We start from the raw sequence: 17,238 nt of genomic DNA, 5'->3' as shown, positions 1-17,238 counted from the left end.
CGTCACCGGGTCGTCCCGAAGCCGTTCCAGCACACCACAGCCGGGTCACGGCACGGAACGGCACCCCTCGGGCCCGGGTGATCGCATTACCCTCTCTTGGTGAGGCCTTGTCCCGTTCCGGGTAGGGCACGGGTACCGGAAGGAGGGGGCGGTGCACGAAACCGTCAGTACCGGGCCCGCGGCGGGGGCCGGGACCGAAGCACGCACGGCACGGACCGCACCGGGCGTGCTGCGCCCGGCGGGCCTGCACGACCTGCGCGGCCGGCCGGTGCCGGGCGCGCTGCGCTACCCGGCCGAGGACGTGGTCGTCGTCTCCGGCCTGCCGGGCAGCGGCAAGTCCACCCTGATCAGGCGCTGTTCGCGAGCCCCCGTGGTCGACTCCCAGCACTCGCGCGAGCGGTACGAGGAACGGCTGCCGTCCCTGCCGTACGCGCTCTACCGGCCGCTGGTGCGGCTGTACCACTACCGCGAACTGCACCGGGCACTGCGGTCCGGCGGGCCGCTGGTGGTGCACGACTGCGGCACGCTGCCCTGGGTGCGGTGGTGGATCGCGCGCACGGCGGCCGCGCAGGGACGCCGGCTGCACCTGCTGCTGCTGGACGCGAGCCCCGAGGAGGCCGCCCGGGGCCAGCGGGAACGCGGACGCAGGGTGTCCGCCTACGCCTTCGCCCGGCACCGCTGGGCCACCGACCGGCTGCACGCCCGCCTCGCGGCGGCCGACGGGCCGCTCGCGGGCTGCACCTCCACCGTGCTGCTCGACCAGACGGGCGCGCTGCGACTGAAGGACATCGACTTCGCGACCTAGCGCCGTGTCAGGCGACCTTCGCCCCGTCGCGACGCCCGGCACGCACTCCCGCCGCACCGGACGCCGCTCCTTGACGGGCAGAGGTTGCCTGACGCGGCACTGGCGGGCGTGTCCTCAGAAGGGGCAAGGTGGCTCGACCAGGGGCGCGTGGGCCCCTGACGGCTGCCCGCACGGGGACAGCAGGATACGACCGGGCCGGGGCGTTCACCCCTCGGGCCGGGTGGGGGGCGCCCAGCGGGGTGAGGGGTCGCGCGCGTCGCGTCGCGCGCCGGTGCGTGCTGGCTACTGTGCAGCCATGCCCACCCCCTCATCCCGGCGCAGGCCCCGACTGCGCCGGCTCGCCGACCGGCTCGGCGCGCAGTACCGCACCGCCTTCGAGCCGCAGTACGACCCCGTCCGCCGCTGCTGGACCCTGCGCTGGTACGACGGCCCCACCCCGGCCACCGTGCAGTCGGCCCTGCGCCGGCTGGGCCCGGAGTCCGAGGGCGTGCTCGTCCGGCGCGACCTGACCACCCGGTCCCTCGCACTGGCGGCCCTCCGGGAGACCCGGGCCGGTGCCATGCACCGCTGGGTCGGCAGCTGGGGCCAGCGCTACCACCTGGCCCAACTGCTCGCCGACCAGGAGCATCCGGACCGCACGGCCGGACCGCGCGAGGCCGCGATGCTGGACCGGCTGCTGGCCGCCGCCACGCCCGACGGCGGCGGCCCGTGGGCGGTGCCCGACGAGTCCCGCGCGTTCGAACTGATCGCCCGGGACGGCATCGCCTGGCTGCTGCCGAGCGAGCGGCTGGCCGGACCGGACGACGCCGACGGCGTCGCGCTGACCCCGCTCGAGTACCTGACCTCCCGGTACGCGGCCGGGGTGCACCGCGCGGCCTGGGAGACGGCGCTGACCACCATGCCGCTGCGGGCCGCGGTCACCTCCGCCGAGGCCGACCCGGAGCCGACCGCGGACGCCGCCCGGGCCGCGCTCGCGCTGCTGCCCGCCCTCCGGGCCCAGCTCAACCGCGACCTCGACCGGGCGCAGGCCCGGCTCGGCGGGGTCCTCCAACCACAGGTCTGAGGCCCCGAAGGCGCCGGTCAGAGCCCCGCGTCGCGGGCGAGCAGCGCGGCCTGCACCCGGTTGTCGCACTCCAGCTTGGCCAGGATCCGGCTGACGTAGGTCTTCACGGTGGCCTCGCTCATGTGCAGCCGGGCACCGGCGTCGGCGTTGGACAGGCCCTCGCCGAGCAGGTCGACCACCGCGCGCTCGCGTTCGGTGAGCACGGCCAGCCGCCGGCGGGCGGCCTCCCCGCGGGCGGCGGCCGGTCCGGCCGCCAGGCTGTCGACGATGTGCCGGGTGGCGGCGGGCGACAGGAAGGCGTTGCCGCCGGCGGCCGCCCGGACGGCCTGGATGAGTTCGCCCGGGGCGGTGTCCTTCAGCAGGAACCCGGCGCCGCCGGAGGAGATCGCCCGCAGCACGTTCTCCCGCTCGCCGAAGGTGGTGAGCACGATCGCCCGCGCGCCGGGCGCGGCCCGCGGCAGCTCCGCCAGCGCGCTCAGCCCGTCCATCACCGGCATCTGGATGTCGAGCAGCACCACGTCCGCCGCGTGGGCGCGGGCGAGTTCCAGCGCCTCGCGGCCGTCGGCGGCCTCGGCCACCACGTCGATGTCGTCGGCGGAGGTGAGGATCATCCGGATGCCGGCCCGGATGAGCGGCTCGTCGTCGGCGACGAGGACCTTGATCACGTCTGGGGTCTCCCGGTGGAGGTCGCGGTCGGTCACCTGGCAGCGTAGTGCTGCTTCTCGACGAGCCGGCCGTCGCGGAAGCAGAGCCTCAGCACGGTCTCCGTCTCCAGGGCGTCGGCGTCCTCGCCGGAGACGAACCAGGAGCAGGAGGCGCCGGCCGGCACCGGCGGCCCCTGGCGCCGGTAGTCGTTGGTCAACTGACGGCTGCCGGGCGGCAGCTGACGGCGCACCTCCTGCTCGGAGCTGCCGACGGTCAGCGCGTCGAAGGTCTCCCGCTGGAGCGTGGCGTTGTCGAGCATGTGGAGGAAGGTAGCCACGGCCCAGACCAGCGCACCGACCGAGGCCAGCAGCACGAGTCCGGCGCCGACCGCGCAGCCCAGTGCCGGGCTGCGGCGCGGTGTCGGGTCGGGCGGCACCGGCAGGTCGAGGCCCAGGTCGTCCGGCAGCCCGGCTCCCGCGTCCGCGCCCTCGGGCCGCCCGGCACCGTCGTACGGGAGCACGCCGGCCAGCCGGAAGCCACCGTCCGCCGCGGCACCGGCGTGCACCATGCCGCCGAGCAGCCGGGCCCGCTCGTGCAGGCCGGTCAGTCCCTGGCCGCCGCGGACGGCCCCGTCGGCGCCGGCCGGCGGCGGACCGTTGTGCACCTCCACCACCAGGGCGTCCGGTTCGTAGCGCAGCGAGACGGTGATCCCCGCCCCGGGCGCGTGCTTGTGGGCGTTGGTCAGCCCCTCCTGGACGATCCGGTACGCCGCGTGCCCCGAGGCGGCCGGCAGCGGCCGCGGCTCGCCGGCCCGTGTCAGCGTCACCGCGGCGCCCGCCGCCCGGGAGGCCTCGACCAGCCGCTCGACGGCCTCGACGCCGCCCGCCTCGGGCAGGGTGTCGTCCCGCAGCAGCCCTACCACCTCGCGCAGCTCGCGCATCGCACCCGCCGCCGCCTGACGCAGGACGCCGACGGCCTCGCGCTGCGGCCCGGTCAGGCTGCGGTCCACCTCCAGCGCGCCGGTGTGCACGGCGATCAGCGCGAGCTGGTGGCCGAGGCTGTCGTGCATGTCCTGCGCGATCCGGTGGCGCTCGCGCAGCCGCGCCTGATGGGCGATCATCGCCCGCTCGCGCAGCAGCTGGGCGTTACGTTCCTGCACCGCGGTGAGCAGCGCGCGGCGCTGGGCGCGGTAACGGCCCACCACCGCGGGCAGCACGGCGAGCAGCAGGAAACCGACCGAGGAGACGACCAGGTTGGCGCGGACGGGCAGGCCGTCGGTGTTGAGACCCAGCGAGAAGGCGACGACCGCGTTGAAGGCGAGGCAGAAGACGGCGGTCAGCACCGGGGGACGGGCGATCCGGTACCCGGCGGACCAGCCGGCCAGCACCAGGAGGGGCAGGAACCCGCCGTACCCGCCGATCGCCGCGCCGGTGAGCACCAGCACGGACCCGGGCAGGCCCCGGCGCAGCAGGCAGAGCGCCGCCGCCGCGAGGCCGGTGGCGAGCGCCGCGCCGCGGCCGGAGTCGGCGAGCTGGATCAGCCCGCCCGGCCCGCCGACGAACAGCGCGGCGACGCACTCCCGGACCACGAGCCGGACGCCCCAGGGGCCGGGCAGGGCCCGGCGCGCCAGGGCCCGCGGCGTGAGGTCGGCCCTGGTGGGGGCGGTCGGGAGGAGCTCCGCCGGGAGGACACCGGCCAGGCGGCGGGCGGTCGGCTTGGTGGTCACGCGCAGAGGCTAGCGGGCCGCCTCCCGGGCTCCGCGACCATCCTCCGTCGCTCTCCGCCGCGACCAAAGTCGGGGAACCGGCGGCTCCGGTCCCCGGCGGGCCGGCGGGCTACTCCCGCCGGACGAGGAGCAGGGCGATGTCGTCGGGCCGCTGCGCCGTCCGGCGGGCGCGGCCGACCAGCCGGTCGGCGAGGCCGTCGAGGGTGCGGGTGCCGTCGGTTCGGCCGTCGCCGTCCGGTGCGCCGCCGCGGGCCGCGGGTGCGGCGGGCAGGACGGGCCCGGCGTGGGCGAGCGAGCTGCGGAGTTCGTCGATGCCCTGGTCGATGGAGGTGGACGGGGTCTCCACCAGGCCGTCGGTGTACAGCGCGAGCACCGAGCCGACCGGGAGGTGCAGCCGGGTGGTCGGGTAGTGCGAGGAGCGGTCGACGCCGAGCAGCGGTCCGCCCTCCAGGTCGACCAGGTCGGTGCGCCCGTCGGGGCGGCGCAGCAGTGGCGGCGGGTGGCCGGCCCGGACGCCGTGCCCGCGGCCGTCGGAGGGGTCGAGGTGGATCAGACAGCAGCTGGCGAGCAGGCCCGGGTCGAGGTCGGCCATCAGGTGGTTGGTGCGCACCAGCACCTCGGCGGGCGGGCTGCCGCCGGAGGCGAAGGCGCGGACGGCGCTGCGCAGTTGTCCCATGGTGGCGGCGGCCCCCACGTTGTGGCCCTCGACGTCGCCGATGACCAGGCAGAGGCCGTGCGGGGTGACGATGACGTCGTACCAGTCGCCGCCGATCTCCATGCCGCGGGTGCCGGGCAGGTAGCGGGCGGTGATGGCGATGCCGGGCACGGTGGGCAGCCGGTGCGGGAGCAGGGCCTGCTGGAGGCCGCGGGCGAGCGCGAACTCGGCGTCGTACAGCCGGGCCCGCTCCAGGGCCTGGGCGATCAGGCCGCCGAGCGCGGTCAGCTGGACGCGGTCCTCGGGGGTGAAGGTCCTGGGCTGTTCGAAGCCGAGGATCAGGCTGCCGATGGGGTGGCCGGAGGCGATCAGCGGCAGGAAGGCCCAGGCGCGCATCTCGTCCTGCGGGATGCCGGGGTAGGCGTCGAGGAGTTCGCGGGAGGACTGGAAGAAGAGCGGGGTGCCGGCGATCAGGGTCTCGGTGCCGGGCAGCCGGGCGCCGAGCGGGGTGGCCTCGAAGCGGTCGAGGAACCCCTCGGGGTAGCCGCTCTGGGAGACCAGGTGCATCCGGCCGTTCTGGGCGAGGTAGAGGGCGAGTTCCTGGCCGCCGTAGCCGGGGAGGATCTGCTCCAGGACGGTGTTGCAGACCTCCTGGACGGAGACCGCCTCGGTGAGGGCGCTGGCCAGCTGCAGCAGGTGGTAGGTGGCGCCGAGGCTGGCGGGGGCGGCGGGCGGGGCCTCCGGCAGGGCGGCGGCGTGCGGGTCGGCCGGTTCGGCGGCGGCGACCACCCGGCCGGTGACGCCGTGCGCGTCGGGGTAGAGCGAGAAGGCGAGCCAGTGGTCGGGGGGCCGGCAGGCGAGGAAGGCGGTCGGGCGCCGGGAGAGCATCGCGGCGCGGTAGCGGTCCTCGTAGGCGGGGTCGCCGAGCCAGGGCAGCACGTCCCAGGGGTGCCGGCCGAGGAGTTCGTCCCGGCGGGCGTGGAGGAACATCTCGGCGGTGCGGTTGACGTAGACGACCATGCCCTCGGCGTCGAGGGCGAAGACGCCGTCGCGCAGCCGCTCCACGGCGGCGACGGCGGCGGAGCCCGCGGAGTCGTCGAGGACGACGACGACCAGGTGGGTGCCGTCGGCGACCCGGCGGCCGCGCAGGTCGAGGGTGCGGTGGCCGCCGCGCGGGTCGCGGACCCGGACCTGCCGGTCGAAGGGGCGGCCGTCGGCCGCGGCCCGCCGGGCGGCCTCGCGCAGCAGCGGCATGTCCTCGGGCGAGAGCCGTTCGACCAGGGTGGCGAGCCGGCCGTCGAAGGAGCCGGGGGCGAGGCCGAGGATGGCCTCCAGCTCCGGGTCGACGGCGATGGTGCGGCCGGGGATGTCCCAGTCGAAGACGCCGACCCGGGTGGCCGGCCCGGACGGCGGCGGGAGCTGGACGACGGTGGGCTCGTCGGCGGCGGCCAGTGCGCCGTAGGGGGCGAGCGAGGCGGCGATCCGGTTCGCGGAGGAGCGCAGCTGGCGGCGGGCGCCGCCGGGCAGGCCGGCCTCGGTGCTGGGCCACAGCACGCACAGCACGCCGAGGGTGCCCTCGCGGGTGGCGATCGGTGCGGCGGCGAAGGAGAAGGCGTAGGGCAGGCCGACCGCGAGGCGGGGGAAGCGCCGCATGGTCTCGTCGGGGTCGGCGAGGACGATGGTGCGGCCGGAGCGGAAGGCCTCGGCGGGGGGCAGCGGGGCCGGCACGGCGATCCGCCGGAAGGCGCTGAGCAGTGGCAGCGGGACGCCGACGACGGTGCTGAGCACCAGCGAGCGGTGGTCGGGGGACGGCAGGTAGATCAGCCCTCCGTAGCCGGAGGTGAGGTCGACGGCCCTGGTCAGGCCCTCGGCGAGGAGTTTCTCGACGGCGTCGCGGCCGGCCGCCCGGGGCGGGGCACCCGGCGGGGCGATCTCCTCGGCCGGGGGTGGCGGTGCCCCGGCGGTCGCCGGGGCGTCCTCCTGGGGCGGCAGCGGGACGACGTCCGGCGGCGGCAGGGGGCCGGTGGGGTCCGGGGCGGCCCGCGGGGGGCCCGGCGGCGGGTCGGGGTCGGCGGTGGCCGGGGGGCCGGTCGGGGCGTCGCTGTCCGCGGGGGCGTCCCGGTCCTCGGCTGCCGCCCCCGGTTCGCCGTCAGCCGGCACGCCCAGGCGCATTCTTTCTCTCTAGTCCCGGACCTCCGAGGGTGTCAAACGGAGGCAAAGTCTCCGCGCCGGCCGGACCGGGGTCCGGCCGGCGCGGGGCCGCCGCGCACCGCGCGGGGGCGGGGCGGCGGGGCGGGCGGATCAGCCCGCGGGCACCGTGTCGGTGAACGAGGTGCCCGCGGCGCGGTAGCCGGCGACCTTGGCCGCGACCTGCGCGGGGCTGAGCACCTGGTCCTTCACGAAGTACACGTAGTCGACCTGCTCGTCGTAGGAGCGCGGGGTGCTGCCGGTCTGCCCGTTGAGGTCGATCAGCCAGTGGTTGAAGTCGATCCACTGCGGCGTCTCGGGCAGGTACGGCTCGCCGTGCACCGCGAACACCCGTCCGTCGATGTAGTAGGTGATCGCCGTGCCGTCGATGGTGATCTGCAGGTCGTGCCAGCCGTCGAACGAGGTGCGGCTCTCGGTGTGGGTGTTGACGGCGTTCCACGGGTCCGGGTTGTAGGTCTCCCAGGACGTGGTGTACATGATGTCGCCCTGCTCGCCCCAGCCGCCGTTGGGCAGGTACTCGAAGTCCTGCTCGCTGTAGTCCGGGTCCATCGGCGCGTTGAGCGGGGTGAAGGCGAAGAACGTCTGGTTGACGTGGTCGCCGTCGGGTCCGCCGCTCGGGGTGTCGTCGAACTTCACCCGGGCCGCGTAGGTGCCGTTCTTGAACTTGCGGGCGGTGGTCTGGATCTCCGTCTCCCGGGTGCCGGCGGCGGTGCCGTCGGTGGTGAGGCGGAGGTTCATCACCGAGTTGGCGAAGGTGACGTCGGCCGGCGACCAGGTCGCGCCGGGCACGCCCGGGCCGCCCTGGCCGGACTTCACCGTCCAGCCGTGCTGCCGCAGCGCCGGGTCGCTGCTGGAGCCGTAGCCGAAGTCGTCGAAGAGCGCGGGCGCGTTCGGGTCGGTCGGCGGGGTCGTCGGGGGTGTGGTGGGCGGCGTGGTCGGCGGCGTGGTCGGGGTGTTGCCGTCCGGGGCGGTGCCCCAGACGAGCGCGCCGGAGCGCTGCAGGGTGACCTTGTCCCAGGTGGCGTAGCTGGTGCGGGCGGCGCCGAAGGAGTAGTCGTCGGACTGGGTGAGGGTCTGCCAGTCCGAGCGGTAGAAGCGCAGCTGCATGTCGCCGGTGTCCTGCCCGGGGGCGAGCGAGCCGGCGCCCGCGGTGAAGCCGATCTCCAGGTAGCGGTCGGCGGTCGCGGTCGGGTTCGCGAGGGTGCCGAAGGTGCCGGTGATGTTGCCGCAGCCCTTGACCGCCCAGGAGCAGGCGAAGCGGTAGGTGGTCGTCGGGCCGTCGGCCTTGAAGTAGTAGCGCAGCTTGAGCTCGCTCAGCGGCACGCTGGTCGAGCCGGTGTTGACCACCTCCAGCCAGGGTTCGGCCTGGTCGGCGGTGGCACCGGTGGCGCTGGTGCGGTACTGGACGCTCAGCGCGTCGTTCGCGGCCGAGGCCGGCGGGGTGAGCAGCGCGGCGCCGGCCAGGCCGGCGGCGACGCAGACGGCCGTCGCGGTGCGCAGGCGGCGCGGGACGCGGGGCTTTCCTGACACGGTGTTCCCTCTCTCCGTGGGGGCGGTGCGGACGCGGGCGCCGCGGTCGGCGGGCACCCGGGCGGTGCAGGGAGCGAACGGGTGGTGCGGATCGGGGGCGGCCGGTGGCCGCGGGCGGGCAGGCGCGGGGTCAGAGGTCCGCCGGCAGGCCGAGCGCCGCCAGTCTCGGGCGGTGGCCGGTGAGGGCCTGCTCGAAGGCGGGCCAGTCGGTGTCCGGGTTCCAGGCGCGCTCGGCGAGGGCGCAGAGCCGGGGGTAGAGCCGGCGGTCGGCCTCCGCGGGGTCGGGCACGAACTCGGTCCAGAGCTGGGCCTGGGCGCCGAGCACCCGGGCCCGGGCCTCCTCCGGCCAGTGCGCGGGGGCCGGGTCGAGCCCGTGGACGGCCCGCAGGTCGACCACCGCGCCGTCTTGGCCGAGCGGCTCACCGGGACGGTCGGAGGCGGGGTAGTCCAGGTAGGTCGCGCGGTGGGGCGCCATCACGATGTCGTGGCCGCGCCGGGCGGCGTCCAGGCCGTGGTCGGCGTCCCGCCAGGGCATCACGGTGAACTCCGGCGGCAGGCCGGGGCTGCTGCTGTCCTCGGCCCAGCAGACCGGCCGGCGGCCGTGCTCCAGCAGGTGGGCGCCGACCCGGCCGAGGAACCAGCCGTGCAGTTCCTTGGGCGAGGCGAGGCCGAGCTCGGCGGCGCGCCGCCGGGCGGACGGGGCGGCCTCCCACTCGGCGGTGGGGCACTCGTCGCCGCCGAGGTGCACGTACGGCGAGGGGAAGACGTCCATCACCTCGTCCAGCACGTCGGTGCAGAAGGCCAGCGCCTCCTCGTGCACCCCGAGGACGTTCTCGCAGACGCCCCACTCCGTCCACACGTCGAGCCGGCGTTCGGGGTGGTTGCCGAGCCTCGGGTGGGCGGCGAGGGCGGCGCGGGCGTGGCCGGGCATCTCGATCTCGGGGACGACGGCGACCCCGCGCTCGGCCGCGTGGCGGACGAGGCCGCGCAGTTCGGCCTTGGTGTACGCGCCGCCGTGCGGGCGGTCGTCGAAGCTGTCGCTGCCGGCCCGGCCGGTCATCGTCCGTGCCCGGACGGAGCCGACCGCGGTGAGCCGCGGGTAGGCGTAGACCGGCATCCGCCAGCCCTGGTCGTCCGTCAGGTGAAGGTGCAGGACGTTCAGTCCGTGCAGGGCGAGCAGGTCGACGGTGCGGTGCAGGTAGGACACCGGCAGGAAGTGCCGCGCGACGTCCAGCATCAGGCCGCGCCACGGGTACCGGGGGCGGTCGGTGACGGTCAGGCAGGGCAGCTCCCAGCGGACGTCCGGCACCGGGCGGTCCAGCAGCGCCTCGGAGGGGAGCAGTTGGCGCAGCCGCTGGATGCCGTGCAGCAGGCCGGCGGTGGCGGCCGCGTGCAGCCGGACGGCCTCGGGGGCGACCGCGAGCCGGTAGCCCTCGGGGCCGAGTTCCGCGGTGAGCGCGGGGTCCACGGCGAGCAGGACGGCACCGTCCGGCGAGGACGGCAGCGGCAGGCCGGTGGCCGGGCGGAGCAGGGTGCGCAGCAGGTCGGCGGCGGCCGCGGCCGGGCCGGGGGCGTGCACGGCCGTGGCGTGGTCGAACGTGAACCGGCCGGGCGCGGGGACGATCCGGCGGGGCGTCGGAATGATCACGTCGGGACCACCTCGGGAGGACTGGAAACTTACCACTTGCGGACTGGAGCACCACTGGTAAGAGAAAGTGGCATAGACCAGTTGGCGCGTCAAGGGGGGCGGCACCGGAACACGCCCGGCGGCCCGCTCCCGGACGGGAGTTGATTGACTGGCAGCCATGACCTCCACCGTGTTCGAGACCGACACCCCCGACCCGACCGCCTACCTCGACCGGGTGGCCGCGACCGACCTGGGCCGGGCCTACAAGCAGCGCATGCTCGACGAACTCGACGTCCGGCCCGGCGCGACGGTGCTGGACCTCGGCTGCGGCCCCGGCACCGACCTCGATTCCCTGGCCACGGCCGCCGGCCCGGCAGGGCGGGTGATCGGCGTCGACCACGACCGGGCCGCCGTCGACACCGCCGCCGCGCGCACCGCCGCACGGCCCGCCGTCGAGGTCCGGCTCGGCGACCTCCACGACCTGCCGCTGCCGGACGGCGCCGCGGACCGCGCCCGCACCGACCGGGTGCTGCAGCACGTCGCCGACCCGGGACGGGCGCTCGCCGAGATCCGGCGGGTGCTGCGGCCCGGCGGCCGGCTCGTCATGGGCGAGCCCGACTGGGGCACCCTGACCGTCGACCACCCGGACGGCGAGCTGACGCAGGCCTACACCCGGTACGTCACCGAACGGGCGGTGCACAACGCCCGCATCGGCAGCCGCCTCCCGCGGCTGGCGGTCGAGGCCGGGTTCGAGGTGCCCGCCGTCCTCCCGATCACACCGGTCCTCCGCGACGTCCGGGCGGCCGACCGGATCCTCGGACTGGAACGCTGCACCCGCCGGGCCGTCACCGCCGGGTACCTCACCCCGGACGGCGCCGACCGCTGGCTCGACCACCTCGAGAACGGGCCCTTCCTCGCCTCGGTGACCTTCTACGTCGTGGTGGCGACCTGAGGGCCGACCGGAGGCGCCTCGGCCGCCCACACTGGTAAGGTGCTGGTCAGGTTCGGACGAGGGGAGCCGCCGTGGCGGTGAAGCGGACGCGGGTGCGCGACCACCTGCGGGATCTGGTGGAGGCCCGCAGGCCCGGTGAGCCGATCCCGTCCGAGCGGGCGCTGTGCGAGGAGCTCGGGGTGTCCCGGCCGACCCTGCGGGCGGCGGTGGACGAGCTGGTGGCCACCGGCCTGCTCGTCCGCGAGCACGGGCGCGGCATGTTCGTGGCCCCGGAGAAGATCGTCCAGGAGATGGCGATGGCCTCCGAGGGCAGTGCCTTCAGCGTGCCGCGGGCCGCCGGCAGCTGGGCCGGGCGGGTGCTGGAGTTCGAGACCGTGCCGGCCGGGGCGCGGCTCGGCCGGCGGCTGCGGATGTCCCCCGCCGCGGAGCTGACCCGGGTGGCCCGGCTGCGCCTCGTCGACGGCGAGCCGATGGCCATCGAGCACCTGCACGTCCCGGCCGCGCTGGTGCCCGGGCTGGCCCCGGCCGACATGGAGTCGGGCGACTTCTACGACCTGCTGCGCGAACGGCACGGCGTACGGGTGCGGGAGGCCGTCCAGTCGATCGAACCCACCGTCACCAACGAGGCGGAGTCCCGGCTGCTGGGGGTGCCGGTGCTGTCGCCGGCACTGCTGTTCGAGCGGCTGACCAGTGACGCGGCCGGGCGGCCGGTGGAGTACGTGCACTCGGTGTACCGCGGTGACCGGTACCGGATCGTCTCCCGGATCGCCTTCGACGACGGTCCTCCCGGGGCCGCGGCCGAAGGCGGGAGCGGCGCGGCCGCGCACCATCCGGGCATCCCGCCCGGCGACCTCCCCGGACGGCCCGGCGGGCGGAGCACTACCACGGGTGACGTCCAGCCCCCGGCCTGACACCCCGCCGCTGGGCCGTCCGTGCGTCCCTGCGACGGTGGGCGGTTGACCGCCGGTCACCTCGGGGATCATCCGCTGGTATGAAGATCGGCTCATCGGGTTGTCATCCTCGGGTCGGCCCGGCGCTCTGGGCCGGGCTGGCCGTCGTCCTGACGGCCTGTTCGACGGCGCCCTCCCGGAGCGCCGCTCCCCCGGCCGCCACGGCGCCGGCCGCACTCCCGCCGCTCGCCGCCGTCGAAACCCGCGAACGCCACCCACCCCTGGGGATCGACCCGGTGCAGGCCGCCCGGCAGTCCGCGGAGCGTCGGGCCCGCGAGCAGGCCGCCCGCTGGGGACTCGACCGGCTGCCGACCGCCGCCCCCGCCCCGCCCGAACAGCGGCCCGCGCTCACCGCCGGCCGACCCGGCCTCGTCCTGCGGCCCGGCCTGCCCCCGGTCGTCCAACGCGTCCCCACCGAGGACCGGGTGGTCTTCCTGACCATCGACGACGGGGCGGAGAAGGACCCGGAGTTCGCCCGGATGACCGCCGAACTCGGCATCCCCTACAGCACCTTCCTCACCGGCTACCTGGCCCGGCCCGACTGGGGCTACTTCCGCGGCCTGCTCGCGAACGGGCACGCCGCCACCGGCAACCACACGCTCAACCACCGCGACATGCGGGGGCTCACCGCCGCCGAGCAGCGCACCGAGATCTGCGGCCAGCAGGACGAGCTCGAACGCGAGACCGGCTCCCGGCCGCCGCTGTTCCGCCCGCCCTACGGCGAGTACACCGACGACACCCTGCGGGCCGCCCAGCAGTGCGGCATCCGCGCCGTCGCGCTGTGGAACGAGGAGGCCTTCCCCGACCGCATGGAGTACCGCTACGCGGACCGGGTCCTGCACCCCGGCGACATCATCCTCACCCACTTCCGCGGGCGCGCCGAGTGGGGCGGCACGATGACGGACGTGCTCCGCCGGGTGCTCCGCACGGTGAACGAGCAGGGCTTCGCCCTGGCCCTGCTCGACGACTACCTCTGACACCGCCGTAGCGCCCCGCCCCGACCCGGCCCGCCCCGGCCCGCCCCGGCCGGAGCAGGACCGGCGCCCGAGGGGCGAGAACGCCGTCCCAGCATGCGGAAACGTTGGCAGCGTCCGCGACCGCCGTGATCGACTGTGCGCTCCCGCACGGAAGGAGCACCGCCATGCTGCCATCCCTCGACGGCCTGGTCTTCTCGCCCACCGGACGCGCCGAGCACGGCGAGGTCGACGCCGCCACCAGCTTCGCCTACCGCGAGCAGGACGGCCGGGTCTGGGCCTCCTACCAGGGCGGCGACATCGTGCACGGCCACCTCGTCGGCACCCGCGCGGGCGACACCCTCGAATTCCGGTACGTGCAGCTCAACCGTGCCGGCGAGACCAGCAGCGGACACTGCGTCAGTACGCTGTCCCGGCTGACCGACGGACGCCTGCGGCTCGACGAGTCCTGGCGCTGGGAGTCCCGCCCGGGCGCCGGCACGAGCGCGGTCGAGGAGGTCCTGCCGCCCGTCGGCTGAACCGCCCCGCCCCGGTCGCCCGCACCCCGTACCCACGACCCGATCCGAGGAGCCCGCCGTGTCCTCCGCCGCACCCCTGCACCTCGTCCTGCCCGGCTACCAGAACTCCGGCCCCGCGCACTGGCAGAGCCGGTGGGAGGCCTCCGACCCCGGCCTCGTCCGGGTCGAGCAGGCCGACTGGGACGCGCCGCGGCGCACCGACTGGGTGGCCACCCTGGACGCCGCGGTCGCCGCCGCCGACCGCCCGGTCGTCCTGGTCGCGCACAGCCTCGGCTGCATCACCGTCGCCCACTGGGCCGTCGGCCGCACCGGGCCCGGCCCGGTCGTCGGCGCCCTGCTCGTCGCCCCCGCCGACGTGGACACCGCCGAGGTGCCGGAACTGGTGAACTTCCGGCCCGTGCCGCTGCGCCCGCTGCCCTTCCCGACCACGGTGGTCGCCAGCACCGACGACCCCTGGTGCACCGCCGAGCGGGCCGCGGCCTTCGCCGACGCCTGGGGCGCGAAGCTGGTGGACGTCGGCGCACTCGGGCACATCAACAGCGACTCCGGCCTCGGCGACTGGCCCGAGGGCCGTCGCCTGCTCGCCGACCTCACCGGCACCGCCCGGTAGCCGGTTCAGGCGTAGTACGAGGCCACCGCCGGCTGGCCGGTCCAGTTCGGACCGGCCGCCGGGTCGGCGCCGAGGTAGCGGAATCCCGGGAAGGCCACGGGCGGACGGCGCCCGCCCTGCAGGGTGAGCAGCCGGCGGCGCGCGTCGTACTCGAAGCCTGCGGCGCGCAGGGCGGCCAGGACCGGGCGGGCGGCGCTGCGGCCGTCCGGCCGGCGGACCGAGGCCGGGTCGAAGGTGGCCGCGAGCAGGCCGTCCCCGGTGAGGGCACCGACCCAGCGGGCCAGCAGCCCGAGCTTGTCCCCGAGGTAGGGCAGGCCGTGGACGCAGGTGACGAGGTCGTAGGTGCGCTCCGGCTCCCAGTCGGCGACCGAGGCGGTCAGCAGCCGCAACCCGGGCAGGACGGGCACCGGACCGAGCGGGCCGACCAGGTCGACGCCGGTCAGCTCGCTGCCCGCGGCGACCGACCCGGCGGCGGCGACCAAGGCCCGCCCCTCCCGCTGCACAGGTCCAGCCAGGCACCGGGCCGCCCCCGCAGCCGCTCGGCCGGGTCGAAGCCGAGCTCCCGGGCGTAGCCGTTCACCCCGGTGAGGGTCCGCTCCCGGTTCATGGTGCTGTTCGCCACCACGGGGGAGGCCGCGAGTTCCACGTCCCCGACGAGATCACCCATGCCGGCCACCCTACGGCCGACCACAACCCCCCTGCGGACCTGGGCGGCAGCGCTCCCTAGGGTGGTCGCATGACGAACCGCCCGCAGGTGCCCGCCGTCCTCGACGGGCGGAGCGCCCGGCAGGACACCTGCCGGTGCTTCGACCAGCACCACGCGACGAACCGGCGGCGGGTGGCCTCCACCCCGAGCAGCAGGACACCACGGCGCCGGGCTGGCTGCGGCTTCTCAACCTGGTGGAGGAGGCGGCGGCGGACGGCCGCGAGGAGTTCCACCCGCTGCAGGGGCTGCCCGCCGAGGAGCGCCGGCAGATCATCACCCTGCCGCCGACGATCGCGAAGCTGACCGCCGTCCGCAGGCTCGGGCTGTACGGCAGCAACCTGGTGCGCGTCCCGCCCGAGGTCGGGGCGATGTCCGCGCTGGAGGAGTTCGACGTCTACACCTCCTACCGGCTGCACTGGCTCCCCTACGAACTGACCCGCTGCGCACGGCTGCGGCGGAGCCGGGTCAGCACCCGGGCGCTGTACGGCAACGAGAAGACCAGGCCGCCGTTCCCGCCGCTGGACCGGCAGCCGCGCGAGGGCGGCACGGGCGCGGTCTGCAGTGTCTGCGGCGGGCCGGCCGCGCGGCCGCGCCGGGTGTGGATCACGCTGCGGGTGGCCACCGACGTCCTGCCCCTGCTGGTCGACGCCTGCTCCAAGGCCTGCGTCGCGGCGCTGCCCACCCCGCCGGAGGGGTACGTCCGCAGCCCGCACTCGGGCGGGCCGACCGTGCAGCAGCCCGTCGCCGACCACTGGTTTCCGCCCGAGCGGCGTGCCGTGCGGCACGAGACCCGCAACCGGCACCGCGCCGAGCAAGGAGGGACCCCGTGACCGCGACCCCCGCCGTGGCCTACGTGACCGGCAAGGACGCCCCGGACCAGGAGGTGGGGGCGGCCCTGGCCGCGTTCGCCGGGCAGGGGGTGGCCGCGGAGGCGGTGGTGTGGGACGACCCGGCGGTCGCCTGGGATCGGTTCGACGCGGCGGTGGTCCGCAGCACCTGGGACTACACCGGGCGGCGGGACGAGTTCCTGGCCTGGGCGCGGCGCGCGGCCGGGCTCACCCGGGTCTGCAATCCGGTACCGGTGCTGGAGCGGAACACCGACAAGACCTATCTGCGGGAGCTGGCCCTGGCCGGGGTGCCGGTGGTGCCGACCGCCTGGGTCGGGCCCGGCGAGCGGCTGGACGGGGGGACGGCGCCGTGGCCGGAGCTGGTGGTGAAGCCCACCGTGTCGGCCGGCGCGCGGGACACCGTGCGGACCACCGACCGGGCGGCCGCCGCGGCGCACGCCGACCTGCTGACCGCGGCCGGCCGGACGGCGATGGTGCAGCCGTACCTGCCGGCGGTGGACGGGGAGGGCGAGACCTCGCTGGTGTTCATCGGCGGCGCGTTCAGCCACGCGGTGCGGCGCGGGCCGATGCTGTCCGGCCCGGAGGGCCGCTTCGCGGACGAGCCGCGGCGGCCCGACGCCGACCAGCTGGCCGTCGCCGAGCGGGTGCTCGCGGCCGTGCCGGAGCGCGCGGAGCTGCTGTACGCGCGGGTGGACCTGGTCCGCGGGCCGGAGGGCACTCCGCTGCTGATCGAGCTGGAGCTGACCGAGCCGCGGTTGTTCCTGCAGTACGAGGCCGGGGCACCGGCGCGGCTGGCGGCCGCGGTACGGGCGCTCGCCGGCTGATCCCGGAGTGCGCGCGGGCCCGGCCGCCGGTCCTCGGCCCGGTTGTCGGCGGCCCGTGCCAGGCTGGCCGCAGCGATCCGCAGCGACGAGGGGACGGACGGGATGGACGGGCTGGCCGAGGGCGGCTTCACGGTGGACAGCTGGGAGCCGGAGGTGCTGGACGAACTGCCGGGGGCGACGCTCGCCCGGGTGAAGCTGACCAAGACGTTCCGGGGCGGGCTGACCGGCACCAGCACCGTGCACATGATCAGCGCGGCGGACGGCGAGGGCCAGCCCGCGGCGTACACCGCCTTCGAGCGGTACGTCGGCGAGTTGGACGGCCGCAAGGGCAGCTTCGTGCTGCAGCACTGCGCACCCGGCAGCCGCGGCGAGCGGCTGGTGATCGCGGTGGTGCCGGGCACCGGTACCGAGGAGCTGGCCGGGATCACCGGCGGCTTCGAGATCCGGATCGACGACGCGGGCGTGCACAGCTACGTCTTCCGCTACGCCCTGGCCTGATCCGGGTATGGCGACGGCCCGCTTCCCGGGTGCGGGGAGCGGGCCGTGCGGGGGTGCGGGGTGCCGGGATCCGGGGTCGCCGGTCCGGGCCGCCGAAGA

Annotated in this window: 17 protein-coding genes; 10 read left to right on the top strand and 7 right to left on the bottom strand. The window is 76.1% G+C overall.

Features of this window, described 5'->3' with window-relative positions; all coding sequences use genetic code 11:
- Positions 1 to 244 precede the first annotated feature (244 nt).
- Both AB0442_RS23675 and AB0442_RS23670 read left to right on the top strand, forming a co-directional pair.
- Positions 245 to 805, top strand: coding sequence for an AAA family ATPase (locus AB0442_RS23675; protein ID WP_366165201.1), 561 nt, complete (start codon positions 245 to 247; stop codon positions 803 to 805).
- Positions 806 to 1,100: 295 nt separating this feature from the next.
- Positions 1,101 to 1,868 (top strand): hypothetical protein, encoded by a 768-nt coding sequence (locus tag AB0442_RS23670; protein WP_366165132.1) that lies wholly within the window; start codon positions 1,101 to 1,103, stop codon positions 1,866 to 1,868.
- Between the two features lie 17 nt (positions 1,869 to 1,885).
- Here the strand turns inward: AB0442_RS23670 and AB0442_RS23665 are convergent, their stop codons facing one another.
- The 5 genes from AB0442_RS23665 to AB0442_RS23645 all read right to left on the bottom strand — a co-directional run bounded on the left by AB0442_RS23665 (position 1,886) and on the right by AB0442_RS23645 (position 10,280).
- Positions 1,886 to 2,533 carry a response regulator transcription factor gene (locus AB0442_RS23665; protein ID WP_344627734.1) on the bottom strand — a complete coding sequence of 216 codons (648 nt, stop codon included), beginning with the start codon at positions 2,531 to 2,533 and terminating at the stop codon, positions 1,886 to 1,888.
- A 32-nt stretch (positions 2,534 to 2,565) separates the two neighbouring features.
- Positions 2,566 to 4,239, bottom strand: a complete 1,674-nt coding sequence (locus tag AB0442_RS23660) for a sensor histidine kinase (RefSeq protein WP_366165130.1) — start codon at positions 4,237 to 4,239, stop codon at positions 2,566 to 2,568.
- A gap of 109 nt (positions 4,240 to 4,348) precedes the next feature.
- Positions 4,349 to 7,066, bottom strand: a complete 2,718-nt coding sequence (locus AB0442_RS23655) for a SpoIIE family protein phosphatase (protein ID WP_366165129.1) — start codon at positions 7,064 to 7,066, stop codon at positions 4,349 to 4,351.
- Between the two features lie 129 nt (positions 7,067 to 7,195).
- Complete coding sequence (locus AB0442_RS23650) at positions 7,196 to 8,566, bottom strand: cellulose binding domain-containing protein (protein WP_366165199.1); 1,371 nt, start codon at positions 8,564 to 8,566, stop codon at positions 7,196 to 7,198.
- Positions 8,567 to 8,762: 196 nt separating this feature from the next.
- A complete protein-coding gene (locus AB0442_RS23645; protein WP_366165127.1) occupies positions 8,763 to 10,280 on the bottom strand; it encodes a beta-N-acetylhexosaminidase in 1,518 nt (505 codons plus the stop codon).
- A 157-nt stretch (positions 10,281 to 10,437) separates the two neighbouring features.
- On the opposite strand from AB0442_RS23645, the gene AB0442_RS23640 reads away from it, so the two are divergent.
- From AB0442_RS23640 to AB0442_RS23620, 5 genes are all read left to right on the top strand, one after another.
- Positions 10,438 to 11,211 (top strand): methyltransferase domain-containing protein, encoded by a 774-nt coding sequence (locus AB0442_RS23640; RefSeq protein WP_366165125.1) that lies wholly within the window; start codon positions 10,438 to 10,440, stop codon positions 11,209 to 11,211.
- 71 nt (positions 11,212 to 11,282) lie between these two features.
- Positions 11,283 to 12,122: a GntR family transcriptional regulator gene (locus AB0442_RS23635; protein WP_366165124.1), complete on the top strand. Its 840-nt coding sequence runs from the start codon at positions 11,283 to 11,285 to the stop codon at positions 12,120 to 12,122.
- Positions 12,123 to 12,202: 80 nt separating this feature from the next.
- Positions 12,203 to 13,138 carry a polysaccharide deacetylase family protein gene (locus AB0442_RS23630; RefSeq protein WP_366165123.1) on the top strand — a complete coding sequence of 312 codons (936 nt, stop codon included), beginning with the start codon at positions 12,203 to 12,205 and terminating at the stop codon, positions 13,136 to 13,138.
- A gap of 164 nt (positions 13,139 to 13,302) precedes the next feature.
- A complete protein-coding gene (locus AB0442_RS23625; RefSeq protein WP_344627720.1) occupies positions 13,303 to 13,653 on the top strand; it encodes a hypothetical protein in 351 nt (116 codons plus the stop codon).
- A 58-nt stretch (positions 13,654 to 13,711) separates the two neighbouring features.
- Entirely contained in the window at positions 13,712 to 14,263 is a 552-nt protein-coding gene (locus tag AB0442_RS23620; RefSeq protein WP_366165119.1) for an alpha/beta hydrolase, read from the top strand.
- 5 nt (positions 14,264 to 14,268) lie between these two features.
- Here the strand turns inward: AB0442_RS23620 and AB0442_RS23615 are convergent, their stop codons facing one another.
- Both AB0442_RS23615 and AB0442_RS23610 read right to left on the bottom strand, forming a co-directional pair.
- Positions 14,269 to 14,745: a hypothetical protein gene (locus tag AB0442_RS23615; protein WP_366165117.1), complete on the bottom strand. Its 477-nt coding sequence runs from the start codon at positions 14,743 to 14,745 to the stop codon at positions 14,269 to 14,271.
- Positions 14,703 to 14,930 carry a hypothetical protein gene (locus AB0442_RS23610; protein WP_366165116.1) on the bottom strand — a complete coding sequence of 76 codons (228 nt, stop codon included), beginning with the start codon at positions 14,928 to 14,930 and terminating at the stop codon, positions 14,703 to 14,705. Before AB0442_RS23610 ends, AB0442_RS23615 begins: the two co-directional genes overlap by 43 nt.
- Positions 14,931 to 15,064: 134 nt before the next feature.
- Here AB0442_RS23610 and AB0442_RS23605 point away from each other — a divergent pair, with 134 nt between their 5' ends.
- The 3 genes from AB0442_RS23605 to AB0442_RS23595 are packed head-to-tail and all read left to right on the top strand — an operon-like array spanning position 15,065 to position 17,139.
- Positions 15,065 to 15,799 (top strand): leucine-rich repeat domain-containing protein, encoded by a 735-nt coding sequence (locus tag AB0442_RS23605; RefSeq protein WP_366165114.1) that lies wholly within the window; start codon positions 15,065 to 15,067, stop codon positions 15,797 to 15,799.
- On the top strand, positions 15,796 to 16,641 hold the full coding sequence (locus AB0442_RS23600; protein ID WP_366165113.1) for a hypothetical protein: 846 nt from the start codon (positions 15,796 to 15,798) through the stop codon (positions 16,639 to 16,641). The genes AB0442_RS23605 and AB0442_RS23600 overlap by 4 nt, the downstream gene beginning before the upstream one ends.
- Before the next feature lie 42 nt (positions 16,642 to 16,683).
- Positions 16,684 to 17,139 (top strand): DUF3224 domain-containing protein, encoded by a 456-nt coding sequence (locus tag AB0442_RS23595; protein WP_366165111.1) that lies wholly within the window; start codon positions 16,684 to 16,686, stop codon positions 17,137 to 17,139.
- The last annotated feature ends 99 nt before the right edge of the window (positions 17,140 to 17,238 follow it).

The organism is Kitasatospora sp. NPDC085895 (assembly GCF_040702125.1).
In the GTDB taxonomy this organism is placed as follows: domain Bacteria; phylum Actinomycetota; class Actinomycetes; order Streptomycetales; family Streptomycetaceae; genus Kitasatospora; species Kitasatospora arboriphila.
This window is presented reverse-complemented; position numbering and strand designations above follow the sequence as displayed.